General features: G+C 67.2%; 14 protein-coding genes and 2 rRNA genes. 5 read left to right on the top strand and 11 right to left on the bottom strand.

The window, feature by feature from the left end:
• The first annotated feature begins 181 nt into the window (after window positions 1-181).
• A 5S ribosomal RNA gene (rrf, locus tag K2W61_RS15435) occupies window positions 182-294 on the top strand.
• A gap of 170 nt (window positions 295-464) precedes the next feature.
• A 5S ribosomal RNA gene (gene rrf / locus K2W61_RS15440) occupies window positions 465-577 on the top strand.
• A gap of 71 nt (window positions 578-648) precedes the next feature.
• Here rrf (K2W61_RS15440) and K2W61_RS15445 read toward each other — a convergent pair.
• Together K2W61_RS15445 and K2W61_RS15450 are read right to left on the bottom strand one after the other, a co-directional pair.
• On the bottom strand, window positions 649-1,413 hold the full coding sequence (locus tag K2W61_RS15445) for an aldolase (protein WP_236755995.1): 765 nt from the start codon (window positions 1,411-1,413) through the stop codon (window positions 649-651).
• 112 nt (window positions 1,414-1,525) lie between these two features.
• A complete protein-coding gene (locus K2W61_RS15450; RefSeq protein ID WP_236755996.1) occupies window positions 1,526-2,236 on the bottom strand; it encodes a haloacid dehalogenase type II in 711 nt (236 codons plus the stop codon).
• A 156-nt stretch (window positions 2,237-2,392) separates the two neighbouring features.
• On the opposite strand from K2W61_RS15450, the gene K2W61_RS15455 reads away from it, so the two are divergent.
• Entirely contained in the window at window positions 2,393-3,277 is an 885-nt protein-coding gene (locus K2W61_RS15455; RefSeq protein ID WP_175135190.1) for a LysR substrate-binding domain-containing protein, read from the top strand.
• Here the strand turns inward: K2W61_RS15455 and K2W61_RS15460 are convergent.
• The 4 genes from K2W61_RS15460 to K2W61_RS15475 form a co-directional block, all read right to left on the bottom strand.
• Complete coding sequence (locus K2W61_RS15460; protein ID WP_175135189.1) at window positions 3,269-3,664, bottom strand: YchJ family protein; 396 nt, start codon at window positions 3,662-3,664, stop codon at window positions 3,269-3,271. The two genes, K2W61_RS15455 and K2W61_RS15460, sit on opposite strands and share 9 nt — an antisense overlap.
• Window positions 3,665-3,672: 8 nt before the next feature.
• Entirely contained in the window at window positions 3,673-3,945 is a 273-nt protein-coding gene (locus K2W61_RS15465) for a GNAT family N-acetyltransferase (protein ID WP_236755997.1), read from the bottom strand.
• Window positions 3,946-4,098: 153 nt separating this feature from the next.
• Window positions 4,099-5,043, bottom strand: a complete 945-nt coding sequence (locus K2W61_RS15470) for a 3-hydroxyacyl-CoA dehydrogenase NAD-binding domain-containing protein (RefSeq protein ID WP_236755998.1) — start codon at window positions 5,041-5,043, stop codon at window positions 4,099-4,101.
• Window positions 5,044-5,130: 87 nt separating this feature from the next.
• Complete coding sequence (locus K2W61_RS15475) at window positions 5,131-6,534, bottom strand: MFS transporter (protein WP_175135186.1); 1,404 nt, start codon at window positions 6,532-6,534, stop codon at window positions 5,131-5,133.
• A gap of 127 nt (window positions 6,535-6,661) precedes the next feature.
• Here K2W61_RS15475 and K2W61_RS15480 point away from each other — a divergent pair, with 127 nt between their 5' ends.
• On the top strand, window positions 6,662-7,549 hold the full coding sequence (locus tag K2W61_RS15480) for a LysR family transcriptional regulator (protein ID WP_175135185.1): 888 nt from the start codon (window positions 6,662-6,664) through the stop codon (window positions 7,547-7,549).
• Between the two features lie 91 nt (window positions 7,550-7,640).
• Window positions 7,641-9,044: an amidase family protein gene (locus tag K2W61_RS15485; protein WP_236755999.1), complete on the top strand. Its 1,404-nt coding sequence runs from the start codon at window positions 7,641-7,643 to the stop codon at window positions 9,042-9,044.
• Between the two features lie 65 nt (window positions 9,045-9,109).
• Here K2W61_RS15485 and K2W61_RS15490 read toward each other — a convergent pair whose 3' ends face one another.
• The 5 genes from K2W61_RS15490 to holA form a co-directional block, all read right to left on the bottom strand.
• Window positions 9,110-9,631 carry a GNAT family N-acetyltransferase gene (locus K2W61_RS15490; RefSeq protein ID WP_175135183.1) on the bottom strand — a complete coding sequence of 174 codons (522 nt, stop codon included), beginning with the start codon at window positions 9,629-9,631 and terminating at the stop codon, window positions 9,110-9,112.
• A gap of 32 nt (window positions 9,632-9,663) precedes the next feature.
• Entirely contained in the window at window positions 9,664-10,446 is a 783-nt protein-coding gene (locus K2W61_RS15495) for a 2-keto-4-pentenoate hydratase (RefSeq protein WP_236756000.1), read from the bottom strand.
• A gap of 5 nt (window positions 10,447-10,451) precedes the next feature.
• Complete coding sequence (locus K2W61_RS15500) at window positions 10,452-10,832, bottom strand: hypothetical protein (RefSeq protein ID WP_175135181.1); 381 nt, start codon at window positions 10,830-10,832, stop codon at window positions 10,452-10,454.
• Window positions 10,833-10,885: 53 nt separating this feature from the next.
• Complete coding sequence (locus K2W61_RS15505; protein ID WP_175141851.1) at window positions 10,886-12,166, bottom strand: glutamate-5-semialdehyde dehydrogenase; 1,281 nt, start codon at window positions 12,164-12,166, stop codon at window positions 10,886-10,888.
• Between the two features lie 88 nt (window positions 12,167-12,254).
• Entirely contained in the window at window positions 12,255-13,313 is a 1,059-nt protein-coding gene (gene holA / locus K2W61_RS15510; protein ID WP_175135179.1) for a DNA polymerase III subunit delta, read from the bottom strand.
• Window positions 13,314-13,316: the final 3 nt, after the last annotated feature.

Consider the following 13,316-nt stretch of genomic DNA (forward strand, 5'->3'; position numbering starts at 1 on the left):
CCTGGTGATGTAGCGTTCCAAGTGTCGTTCAATACAAAATCTGGCTGCCCCGTCAGCAGCCAGCCAACACCAATTACACCCACCTGTGCGTGATCGTCGAGCACCGCTCTGATCACCACACGTTGCGCTTCTTCCAAGATTGGAGCGGTTGTCCCCAAGGACAGCCTCTCAACCCGTTACGCCTGACGACCATAGCAAGGTGGTACCACTCCTTCCCATCCCGAACAGGACAGTGAAACGCCTTTGCGCCGATGATAGTGGACGGACGTCTGTGAAAGTAGGTCATCGTCAGGCTTTTATTGCTCAAAACCCCATAGGCTCGCGCCTGTGGGGTTTTGTTTTTGTGAAAGGGCTGTTTGCGCAGTACGACCATCGAGCCAGGCTCTGGTTGTGACAGCGAAGCGGACCGGCAGTATCCAGGATTGGAGTTCCCGCCCTCGTGGCGGCATGCTCGACAAGTCAAGCCTGATACCCATAGCAAGGTGGTACCACTCCTTCCCATCCCGAACAGGACAGTGAAACGCCTTCGCGCCGATGATAGTGGACGGACGTCTGTGAAAGTAGGTCAGTATCAGGCAGTTATTGCAGAAGAAAACCCCGCAGGCTAACGCCTGCGGGGTTTTTTGCTTTTGCCGCGGCAGCCGGGTTTCAGACAGCTTGACGCTGTGTGTTGTCGGGCAGTTGACGTCGCAAGGCGATGAAGAAGAGTTCGGACTGCAGGCGTTCGCTTTGGATTTGCGCCGCGACCTTGGCGGCGATCCGTGAATCCACGGGAGCCAGGGGCCGACCGGTGGATTGCGCCAGCACTTGCGCGGTGCATGCGCGTTCCAGGAAGAACAGATCGTCGTAGGCGTAATCGAGGCGTTCGCCGCAGACCACTACGCCGTGATTGCCAAGGAAAGCGATGTCCGCGCCTTGCATGGCATGGGCGATGCGCGCGCCTTCGCTCGCGTCCAGGGCCAGGCCGTTGTATGCGCCATCGATGGCGATACGGCCATGGAAGCGCATGGCGTTCTGCGAGAGCGTGGTATCCAGGGCCCGGTCGGCCGTGAGCGTCAGTGCCGTGGCATAGGGCATGTGGGTGTGCAGCACACAGGCCTTGCCGGCGATGTGGTGGATCGCGGCATGAATGAACATCGCGGTGGGTTCGACCTCGTGGCGGCCCGCCAGTTTGCGGCCCTGCGCATCGACCAGCACGATATCGTCGGCATGCACTTCATGCCACATCAGGCCACGCGGATTCAAGAGGAAGTGGTCAGTGTCACCCGGCAAGGCCACGCTGAAGTGGTTGCATACGCCTTCGCCAAGCCCGTGCGCGGCCGCCGCGCGCAGGGCCAGCGCCAGATCGGCTCGCAGGGCGGCGACTCGGTCCGCGTGGAACAGGGCATCAGCGAAGTGGGGGTCTTTGTTCATGGGTATCCCGAAGAGAAGACGAGGATGATGGTTAATAGGCGAGCGCTGGTCGGCCGGAACCGCGGGCGGCAGGGCGGCGCCGGTTGGGAGGGGGCCGGCCAGCGCCGCAGCGCTACATCCAGCCGGCTTGCCGGAACAGGTCCGGGACCTGGTCCAGCGTCGATACAGTAGCGTCGGGACGATAGTCCGGCAAGGGTTGACGGCCGGTGCCACGATCAATCCAGACGCAGCGGAAGCCGATGTCGCGCGCGGCGGCGTGATCCAGGTGCGGACTGGCGCAGATATGCACGGCCTCGCGCGGCGTGATGCCCAGGCTGTCATGGGCATGCGCGAAGATCTGCCTCGCCGGCTTGTAGGCGCCCGCCTGTTCCGCCGTGATGACGCGGTCGACGTGGCCACCTAACTGCGCCACGTTGCCGGCGATGATGGCATCGTCGGTGTTGGAGATGATGCATAGCCGGAAGCCGGCGCGTTTGAGCTCGGCCAAGGTGTCGACCACCTCGGGAAACGGTGGCATGGCCGAGATACTGCCGATCAGCAATTCGGCGTCTTCAGGACGATATGAGAGATCCAGGTCGCGCATGGTCAGCCGCAGCGCTTCCCGCGTGATTTCGACGAATGACATGTGGGGCGGCCTGCTTTCCAGCCGATGTTCGTGCTGGTCATACACATGCAGGAACTGTGCCGGTGTCGGTGTATGCCGCTGCGGGTGCGCGGCGAGGATCCGGGCCACTGCGGCCTGTAGCCCTTCGTCCCATTGGATCAGCGTGCCGTAGCAGTCGAAGGTCAGCCACGGCGGGCGGGGTAGGGGGGCCAGGGGCATGAGTGTTTCCTTTGGAAAGTTGCTGGTGCCGGCCCAGCTTAGGGGGCTACACGGGAAGTTGTAAAATTAATAAATGAACTCATATCAGTGGATTATCAAATATCCAGTGGCGTGAGAGGCCGGCCATCTCCTCATCGCCTTCCCGCGGGATAGCTCATGCTCGATCTGGAACTGCTTAGAACCCTTGTTTGTGTGGTTGACGAAGGCAGCTTTACGCGCGCCGCCAGCCGGGTGCATCGCACGCAGTCGACTGTCAGCCAGCAAGTGCGCAAGCTGGAGCAGGCTGTCGGCAAGACGCTGCTGCGGCGGGACCGGGCCGGCAACCAGGTAGCGGCCACCGAAGACGGCGAACTCATGCTGACGTACGCGCGCAAGTTGCTGGCGATGGCCGACGAAGCCGAGGCCGTACTGTCGGCGCCGTGCGGGGCGCAAGTGATCCGGCTGGGCATCCCCGAGGATTTCGATGTTTCACGCCTGGCGGTGTTGCTGGCTGGCTTTGCCGCCAGCCATCCGGATATCCGCCTGGAGACGGGCAGCGGGATGAGCGCCGACCTGCAGGCGCGCCTGGCAGCGGGCGAAATCGATCTGGCGTTGATCAAGCGCGAACCCGGTGACGGCCCCTGTCTGGCGGCATGGCCCGAGCGCTTGCTGTGGGTGGGCGATGCACGCCTGTTGCTGCGCGACGGGCCGGTGCCGCTGGTGTTGTTCCCGCAGGGCTGTATCTATCGCAAGCGCATGATCTATGCGTTGGAAAGTGCCGGGCGTTCGTGGCGCGTCGCGTATCACAGCCAGAGTCTGGCGGGCGTGCAAGCGGCGGTGACGGCGGGGTTGGGGATTTCTTTGCTGCCCGCCTTTGCATGTCTGCCGCAGCACGGAATACTCGGGGCGGCACAGGGGCTGGCGCCGGCGCCGCCTACCGAACTGGCGATTGTGGGTGACGCGCGCACGGCGGCGCGCGGCGCGGTGGCGAAACTGGTGGCGGTATTGGAAAGTGCGACAGGGCCGGACAGTGCCGCATCGCGCACGCTGGCGTCAGCGTAGATCGCCGTCCAGGTAGTACCAGCGTCCGTCTTCGCGCACGAATCGGCTGGTCTCGTGCATCCGGCTGGCGCGTCCGGCAAGGCGGCTGCGGGCCACGAACTCGACCGTGGCATGGTCCGCGTCGCTATCGCGGGCCTGCTTGATCGTCAGCCCCAGCCACTTCAGGCCGGGCGGATTCGGTTCGAGCGACGCCGGGCGCGTGGTGGGATGCCAGGTGTCGAGCAGGTAAGCGAGCTGATCCAGCACGAAAGCGCTGTAGCGCGAGCGCATCAGGTCTTGCGCGGTGGGGGCCTGCAGGGCCAGCGGGCCCGCATGCCAACGGCCGCAGCAGGCGGTGTAGGGCTTGGCCGTGCCGCAGGGACAGGCGATCTGGTCGGGCGTGGTCACGGCGTGGTTCAGGCGAGCAGGTCGTTGTATTCGGGATGGCGCCGCATGTAGACGGCGGCGTAGGAGCACTGCGGGCGCACTTTCCAGCCTCGCGCGCGGGCGTCATCGAGCGCGGCGCGGGTGAGTTCGGCGGCGATGCCGCGGCCGCCGACCTGGCTGGGAACGCCAGTGTGGGCGATGGTCATCACGCCGTCGCGCAGGTGGTAGTCCAGCACGCACAACACGCCGTCGACGGTGGCGGTGTAGCGGCTATGTGCGGTGTCGTGGGTGACGGAAACCATGGGAATTCCTGGGGGGAGGCGGGCCTGCGAGGCAGGGCGTTGTCATAGGATACCAGTGGCGCACGGCGGCCCCAATCACGAGGTCTCGTGCGGGTTCGCGTGCGCCACCGGCCCGCCGCGGCGGGGGCCATGCTCGGCCCTGCCGGGGCGGTTTCAGCGCTGCAGCGTCTTCAGCAGCGCCGTCAGTTGCGCATCGCGCGCCTGCACCAGGTCGGCGATGCTGCGCGCGCCGGCCTCGGCGTTGACCCCGTCGATCAGGCGCTGTTGCAGTTCGGGCGTGACCACGGGAGTGCCCAGATCATCCCACCAGGACTGCACCGGGCCCAGCAGGTGTTCCATGAAATGGGCCAGGCCTCCGGCGCCGCCGCCCAGATTGAAGGTCATGTGCGGACCGAACAGGGCCCAGCGCAAGCCCGGCCCCTGCGATACGGCGGCGTCGATGTCGGCCACGCTGGCGACATTGTCAGCGGCCAGGTGGATGGCTTCGCGCCACAGCGCAGCCTGCAGGCGGTTGGCGATATGGCCCGGGACTTCCTTGTTGACGCGGATCGGATACTTGCCCAGTTGCCGGTAGAAGTCGATGCAACGATCGATGGTGGCCGCCGAGGTGTGCTTGCCACCCACAACCTCCACCAGCGGGATCAGGTGCGGCGGGTTGAACGGATGGCCGATGACAAAGCGCGAGGGATGTTCGCAGCGCGCCTGCAGGCGGCTCATGATGAGTCCCGACGAACTGGAGGCGACGATCGCATGGGGCGCCAGCAGGGCGTCCATGCGCGCGAACAGTTCGGTTTTGAAGTCTTCGCGTTCCGGCGCATTTTCCTGCACAAAGTCGACATCGCGCAGCGCGATCGTGAGGTCGGGCTCGAAGCGCAGGTTGTCGGGCGTTGCACCCGCTGCGACGCGTCCCAGTTCGGCCAGCACCGGCCAGGCGGCGGCGACCCGCGCGCGCGTCAGCGCTTCGGCGTCGGCGGCGGGATCGCTGACCACGACCTCGAGCCCATGCGCCAGGAACAGCGCGGCCCAGCTGGCACCGATGGTGCCGGCGCCGACGACGGCAACGCGGCGGATGGCAGGGGTGTTGGACGTGACGGTCATGCGGCGCTCCGGAAAGTGTCGATAGGAGAGCCCATTGTGAAGCAAAGACAACGCGCTTGCCATGCGCGGCGCTCGCGGCGCGCCGGGCTATGCGTTGCGGGCCAGGCGCAGGTAGCGCCATACCAGCATCACCGCGCCCAGATAGGAGAGGCTGATGATGGCGTAGGCGGCGGGCAGGCTGGCGTGCCAATCCGGCAGCAGGTGCAGGATGGTGCCCATTAGCGCGACGCCCACCAGCGCGCCCGATTGGCGGTTGGCGTTCAGCGCGGCGGCGGCACTGTTGGCGTGATGCTTGCCCGATACCTGCATGACTACACTGGTCATTGCGGGCACCGCGATGCCCACGCCCAGGTTAGCCAGCGCCACGATCGTGGCGAAGGGCCAGTACGGCATGGCGGGCGTGAACATGAACAGGCCGGCCGCGCTCATGGCCGCGGCCAGCGCAATGCCGCCCAATAGCGTGGCCGCGACATTCCAGCGTGCCGACGCCCGGCCCGACAATAGATTGCCGATCGAGAACACCGCCAGCATGGGCACCAGCTGGATGCCGGTCTGCAAGGCGTCGGCGCCGCGCGCATGCTGCAGGAACAGACTGAGCAGGAACAACTGGCCGTAGGCCGCGAGATTGATCAGAAAGCCCACGCCGTTGGCCGCCGGAAACTGCGCCGTCTGGAACAGGGCACGGGGCAGGATCGGTTCGGCGTGGCGCCGCTCGCGCCGCACCAGCGCCACGCCTGCCAGCGCGCCGACGGCCGCCGCTGCCAGGATGGGCGCTGACGACCAGCCATAGGCGTTGCCCTGGATCAGGACAAAACACAGCGATGCCAGCGCCGTGACGCCAAGCGCGTGGCTGAGGGGGTTGAGCGCGCGCGGCCGGCGCGGCGCGGCCTGGATGCGGCGCCGCGCCAGCCAGAGGCCTGCCAGGCCCAAGGGCAGGTTGATGAGGAAGATGCCACGCCAGCCGAATTGGTGGATCAGCACGCCGCCCAGCAACGGACCGGCGGCGCCGGCCACGGCGACGATGGCCGACCAGGCCGCCAGCATGCGATTGCGCACTTGTTCGTCGTCGTAGGCATGGGCCAGCAGGCTCAGGGAGCTGGGCATGAACAGCGCCGCGCCGAGGCCTTGCAACATACGGGCGCCGATCAGCAGGTCGCCGTCCGGCGCGATGCCGCACAGCAGGGAGGCGAGGGTGAAGACCCCCAGGCCGGCCAGGTAGATGGTCTTGGCGCCGTAGCGGTCCGCCAGCGCGCCGGCCACCAGCAGCAGGGCGGCAAAAGTGAGGGTATAGCCATCGACGATCCAGACCAGGTCGGTGAGCGGCACGGTGAACTGCTGCGCGATGCTCGGCAGGGCGACATTGACGACCGTAACGTCCAGCATGGCCATGACGAAGCCGATGGCCAGCGTGACCAGGGGCAGCAGGCCGGTGGTGGCGGCTGCGGTCGCTGGCGCGGGGGGAACTGGGGTGGCGGGGCAGGCGGTACGCATGGGGGACTTCCGGGGAACTTGCCAAGACGCACAGGTTAGGATTTTTCCTTGATGCAAAAAAGAGGAATAATTGCTTGATTGGGATGCAAATTTGCATCATCCGGACCTCGTGGGAGCGGCCAGATCGATGGATTGGGACAATGCGCGTATCTTCCTGGCGATTTATCGCAATGGCACCCTGCGCGGCGCGGCCGCGCTGTTGCAGATCGACCAGGCCACGGCGGGGCGGCGGCTGGCGGCGCTGGAGGCGTCGCTGGATGCGCGACTGTTCCTGCGCACGCCATCGGGCTACGTGCCGACCGCCGCGGGCGAACAGGCCTTTGCCGCGGCCGAACGGATGGAACTGGCCGCCGATCAGTTGCAGCGCCAGATGCAGGGACTGGATCACCGGCTCTCGGGCGTGGTGCGGGTGGCGGCATCCGAGACCGTGGCCAGTTACTACATCATGCAAGCCGTACGCCGGCTGCACGGGCAACATCCCGATATCCGCGTCTCGTTGTCAACGTCGATCCAGTTGAGCAACCTGACGCGGCGCGAGGCCGATCTGGCGATCCGCAACGTCAAGCCGGACAGTCCCGACCTGATCCACCGTCTACTGGCACGGCGCGAGGTCGGCCTGTATGCATCGAAATCCTATGTCAAGGCGCATGGCGAGCCGCGCCCCGGCACCGCATTCGCCGGCCATACGCTCGTGACCTACCAGCAGGCGGTGCTGCCTGGCTGGTCCGATACCTTCTGCGGCGAGCCGACCGGCAATGGCCGTATCGCAATGGAACTGAATTCCGGCGTGATGATCATCGAGGCGGTGGCGGCGGGGCTGGGGATCGGCGAGCTGCCGGTTCACATGGCGCCGCAGTATCCGGACCTGGTGCGGATCTGGCCGAACCGGAGCGAGTCCTATGAGCTGTGGCTGGTGATGCATGGCGACCTGAACCGCACGGCGCGTGTGCGGGCCATGGCCGATGCCATCATCGAGGTGTTCGAGGAAGACTCGCGCGCGCGCGGGCTGCGGTAACCCGTGGCTTGTGGCGCATGGCAAGGGGCGCTAAGGTTGACCATCCGGCGCCATGGTGGCGCTGCTTCCCCTCTTGCAACAGGAGTGCCGCGTGTCCGATCTTTGGCGTTTGTCCGCAGTAGAGCTTGCCGCCCTTGTCCGCCGGCGCGACGTTTCCGCGGTGGAGGCCGCGCGCAGCGCGCTGGCGCGCTTGCAAGACGTGAATCCCCGGATCAACGCCGTGGTCGATCATCGTCCCGATGACACACTGGCCCAGGCTGCCGAGATCGACCGGGCGTTGGCGCGCGGCGATGATCCCGGCGTGCTGGCCGGCGTGCCGGTGACGGTCAAGGTCAACGTCGACCAGGCTGGCTATGCCACCACCAACGGCGTGACGCTGCAGAAAGACCTGCTTGCCCGCGTCAACAATCCCGTGGTCGACAACCTGCGCCGCGCCGGCGCCGTGATCGTCGGCCGCACCAACACGCCGGCGTTCTCGCTGCGCTGGTTCACCGGTAACCTGCTGCATGGCGACACGCGCAATCCGCGCAATCCCGCGCTGACGCCGGGAGGATCCTCCGGTGGCGCGGCGGCGGCGGTGGCGGCGGGCATCGGACATCTGGCGCATGGCACCGACATCGCCGGCTCCATCCGCTATCCGGCCTATGCCTGCGGCGTGCACGGCCTGCGCCCCTCGCTGGGGCGTGTGGCCGCCTACAACGCGGCCTTGCCCGAACGCACCATCGGCGGCCAGATCACGGCGGTGTCGGGGCCGTTGGGGCGTCGGATCGCTGACCTGCGGGTGGGCCTGGCCGCCCTGTCCGCGCCCGATGCACGCGACCCCTGGTGGGTGCCGGCGCCGCTGACCGGGCCCGCCGTGCCGCGCCGGGCGGCGCTGTGCCTGAATCCCGATGGCATGGACACCGATCCCGCGGTGGTCAAGGCCTTGCAGGAGGCGGCCAGGCGCTTGAGCGAGGCCGGCTGGTCGGTGGACACGATCGACAGCGTGCCGCCCTTGCGGGAAGCTGCCGACCTGCAGATTCGCATGTGGATGGCCGATGGCTACGAGGCCATGCTCGAGACGGCGCGCAAGGAAGGCGACCGCGGCGCGCTGACCGCGCTGGAGGGGCAGCGCGCGCGCGTGGCCGGCATGGACATGGCGCAGTTTTCGGCGGTGCTGACGCGCCGCGCGACGCTCACGCGCTCATGGGAAGTGTTCCTGGCCGAATATCCGGTGTTGTTGCTACCGGTGTCGGCCGAACTGCCGTTCACCGACCATCTCGACCTGCAGGGCGAGGCGGCCTACGAGCGGGTCTGGCGCGCGCAGATGACGCAGATCGGCTTGCCTTTCATGGGCCTGCCGGGGCTATCGGTGGCCATGGGAAGTGCCGCCGATCGACCCGTGGGGGTGCAGGTGGTGGCCGGGCGCTACCGGGAAGATCTATGCCTGGCGGCGGGCGAGGCCATCGAAGCGGCTGGTCCCCTGGTCACGATCGCGGAACCGGCAGTGGGCTGAGGCGGGCGGAGCCATGGCCGGTGGTGGCCGGCCGCAAGCTCGGGGTTACCGGGCTGGCCGGCGCTTCAGCCGGCCGTGCCGCGCCATTCGGAACGCAGCAATCCCATCATGCCGGTATCCCAGCGTTCCTTGCCGGCGCGCGTGGCCGAGCGTCTCACGCCTTCCAGCGTGAAGCCCAGGGCTTCGTAGGTCCGGATCGCGGGGGTATTGAACATGTAGACGTTCAGTTCCAGGCGTTCGATGCCCGGCGTGGCGAAGGCCTCGGCGACCATCAGCGCCACCATCGGCCGCGCCAAACCCTGACCACGGGCGTCCGGGGCAATCGCGACACGGCCCAGGCGGGCGTTGCCATCGTGCCACTCATAGGCCAGTTGCGCGTGGCCGATAGGCGCGCCGTCGCGGCACGCCATCCAGCAGCGGCGCGACGGCGGCTGTGCCTGGCCTTCCCGTTGCATGGCGTCCAGGTCGGCCGGCGTCAAGGGAAATGACAAGTGCGAGCCTCCCCATTGCACCACGTCTGCCAGACTGTGGAACCAACTGGCAAGCAGGGGGTAGTCGCGAGTCGAGAAGGGGCGCAGGGTGAGCATGGACGAGGCCGTGGGCAGGAACGGCTTCCAGCTTAACCGGTGGCGAATCGCAGTTTCAAGATGCCGAGGTCGCCATAGGCGAGCTCGATGTCGCGATTGGCGGGCACGTCCAGGAAGCCGGCATACGAGCCGGTGATGACATGCTGGCCAGCGCTCAGGCCCAGGCCTTGCGCGCGCAGGAAATTGGCGAGCCAGTACAGGCCGGCCTTGGCCTGGTTGTTGGGATGGATGCCGGCGTGCTGCTCGATTTCGGCGCCATCGACCGACAAGGTGAGGGTCATGCTGGCGGGAGCGGCGTCGGGCGAGGCAATGCGTGGTCCCAGCACCAGGCCGGCATTGAACATGTGATCGGCCAGCAGTTCCGGCAGGCTGGCATGTTCGGGCGCCGCGTAGCGGCACCCCAGCACTTCCAGTGCCAGCCGGGCCCCTCCGATGGCGGCATCGACATCGGCATGGCTGTAGGGTTCTTCGCGGGCGGGCAGGTCACGCGCCAATTCGAAGGCGATTTCGGGCTCGATGCGCACGACTGGCGCTTGGGCTGGCACGGTGCCTGCCCATGCCATGGTCGAGGCGTAGATGGGCGCGACCACGGTTTTTTCGGGCGTGGGCAAGGCGCTCTTCCAGGCCACAATGCTGTCCTGGCGTGTTTCGCGCAGCAGTTGGGCGGTGCGCAACTGCACCGCCAGGGCCTGACCCTGGTTCTGCGGACGGCAGGCCGCGGGTAACCGAGGGCCCGCGAGGCCGGACTCGCGGGCCGCGATCAGCGTGCGGGCCGCTTCGGCACAGCCGGGATAGTCCTCGATCTGGAGTTGCATGCGCGTCACGTTCCCAGGAACAACAAGGTCCACAGGACGATCATGGCGATCAGGCCGAGCCAGCATGCGCCCCAGAAGCCGACGATGGGCCATTTCAGCGCCAGCGGCGTTTTCTTGGGGTCGACGTGGGCCAATAGCTCATTGGCATTGCCAATGAGCCAGAAGCGGGTGCCCGGAAACATCAGGCGGAAGAAATAGTCCAGCATGATGGCCGCCTTGATCGCCAGTGGGTAGCGTTCGAACGGACGATGCTGCAGGTAGGGGTGCTTGAGGGTGGCGTTGATCTGTTTGCTCTTGACGAAGAACAGAACCAGACCGCACAGCGAGCAGGTGATGAAACACAGCACGAAAAGGCTGAAGGCCATGGCCATGGCGGGTGAATGCATGAAAGTTCCGATAAGACGCGGCGGTACCGCAGACAGAAGGGGGTGGGGACGACTCAGCCGCGGGTCTGGCCTTCGCCGGTCAGTACCCACTTGAGCGTGGTCAGGCCCTCCAGGCCGACCGGACCGCGCGCGTGCAGCCGGTTGGTGGAGATGCCGATCTCGGCGCCCAGGCCATATTCGTAGCCGTCGGCGAAGCAGGTAGGCAGGTTGACGTAGACCGAGCTGGAATCGACCTCGCGCTGGAACCGCTGCGCGGCGGACAGGTCCTCGGTGACGATGGCGTCGGTGTGGCCGGAGCCCCAGCGCGCAATGTGCTCGATGGCGTCATCGAGCGAGTCAACGATGCGGATCGCCAGGATCGGACCCAGGTACTCGGTGCCCCAGTCTTCATCAGTGGCCGGCTTGGCATGCGGCAGCAGCGCCAGCGTGCGCGGACAGCCTCGCAGTTCAACGCCGTGCTCGGTCAGCGCTGCGGCCAGACTCGGCAGGATCGAGACGGCGGCCACGGCGTCCACCAGCAGGGTCTCCATGGCGCCGCAGATGCCATAGCGGTAGGTCTTGGCATTGAAGGCGATGGCATGGGCCTTGTCCGGATCGGCGGCGGCGTCGATGTAGACATGGCAATTGCCATCCAGGTGCTTGATGAGCGGCACGCGCGCTTCCTGCGAGAGGCGGGCGATCAGGCCCTTGCCGCCACGCGGCACGATGACGTCGATGTGTTCGGTCATGGTGATGAGCTTGCCGACCGCGGCGCGGTCGGCCGTGGCGACCACCTGCACCGCGTCCTGCGGCAGGCCGGCGGCGGCCAGGCCCTGCTGGACGATGCGGCCCAGCGCCACATTGGAGTGCAAGGCCTCGCTGCCACCGCGCAGGATGGCGGCGTTGCCGGACTTCAGGCACAGCGCGGCCGCGTCGATGGTGACATTGGGGCGGGACTCGTAAATGATACCGATCACGCCCAGCGGCACGCGCATCTGCGCCACCCGCATGCCATTGGGACGCACGCTGGTTGCGCTGATGCTGCCGACCGGGTCGGGCAGCGCGGCGATCTGGCGCAGGCCCTCGGCCATGTGGGCCAGGGTTTTTTCCGACAGCGTCAGGCGGTCGAGCAGGGCCGGCTCCAGGCCGTTGGCGCGCGCGGCGGCCACGTCCTTGGCGTTGGCGGCCAGCAATTCGGCCTGGTTCGCGGCCAGTGCCTCGGCCATTGCCAGCAGGGCCTGGTTCTTGGCGGCGCTGTGGGCGCGCATCATGGCGCGTGAGGCCCGGCGCGCATTCTCGCCCAGGGTCAACATGGCTTGTTCGATGGAGGACGAGGACATGACGGCGTCGTTCATAGTGAAAAAAAGGCGGCGGAAAGCCGCTGGCGGATGGGGATAGTTTATCCGGCCCGTGGCCGGGAGGACGAGGCGGCCGGGGCCGCCATCACGGTCGTGTGCCGGCCGCGGCCACGCGCAGGGCCAGGCGGGTCATTTCTTCCCAGGGGTCGGACAGTCTGCCTGGCACCGACAAGCCCTTGATGAGGCGGTCGACCTCGTGCGCATGTTGCACCGCGGCGGGCCAGACGTCGGGACGGACCCGGCCCAGCGCCTGCAACGCCAGGCGTTCGTGGGCGCCGAAAATGCGCAGCCGGCGCATCAGGCCGTTGACGTCCTGGCCCAGGCTGCGGGCTTCGGCCACGCGCGCCAGCAGGCGGATCTCTTCGCCCACCGCCCACAGGACCAGCGGCAGGGCTTCGCCTTCGGCGCGCAGGCCGTCGATCATGCGGATGGTGCGGGCGATGTCGCCGGCCAACATGGCGTCGCGCAGGCCGAACACGTCGTAGCGGGCGACATTGAGCACGGCGCGCTCGACGTCTTCGGCCGCCAGTTGGCCTTCGGGATAGAGCAGGCCGAGTTTCTGGATTTCCTGGTGCGCGGCCAGCAGGTTGCCTTCGACCTTGTCGGCCATCCACTGCAGCGTGGCGTTGTCGGCGCGCTGGTTCTGGCGCGCCAGGCGCTGGCCGACCCAGGCGGGCAGGCGGCCGCGTTCGACATTGGCGATGTCGACCGTCATGCCGCCGCGGCTCAAGGCCTGCATCCAGCGGCTTTCGCGAGTGGCCTTGTCCAGGCGCGGCAGGGCGACCAGGATCAGGGTATCGGGATTGTCGGCCTGTTTTTCAGCCTGCTCGGCCAGCCGCGCCAGCGTGTCCGCGCCGGACTTGCCGGGCTTGCCGGTGGGAATCTTGAGTTCGAGGATGCGGCGGTCGCCGAACAGCGACACGCTCTGGGTCGCGGCGATAACCGCGCTCCAGTCGCTGCGCGCGTCCATCACCATCGACAGGCGTTCGGTGTAGCCCGCGTTGCGGCCGGCGGCGCGCAGCGCGTCCACGGCTTCGGTCACCAGGAGCGGCTCGTCGCCCGATACCGTATACAGCGGGGCGAGGCGGTCGCCTGCCCGCTGCAGGTGGTCGGCCAGGCGATCCGCGTCCAGGGGGTGTGCCATCGG

The sequence above is a fragment of the Achromobacter pulmonis genome, assembly GCF_021733725.1.
Classification (GTDB): Bacteria; Pseudomonadota; Gammaproteobacteria; order Burkholderiales; family Burkholderiaceae_B; genus Achromobacter; species Achromobacter pulmonis.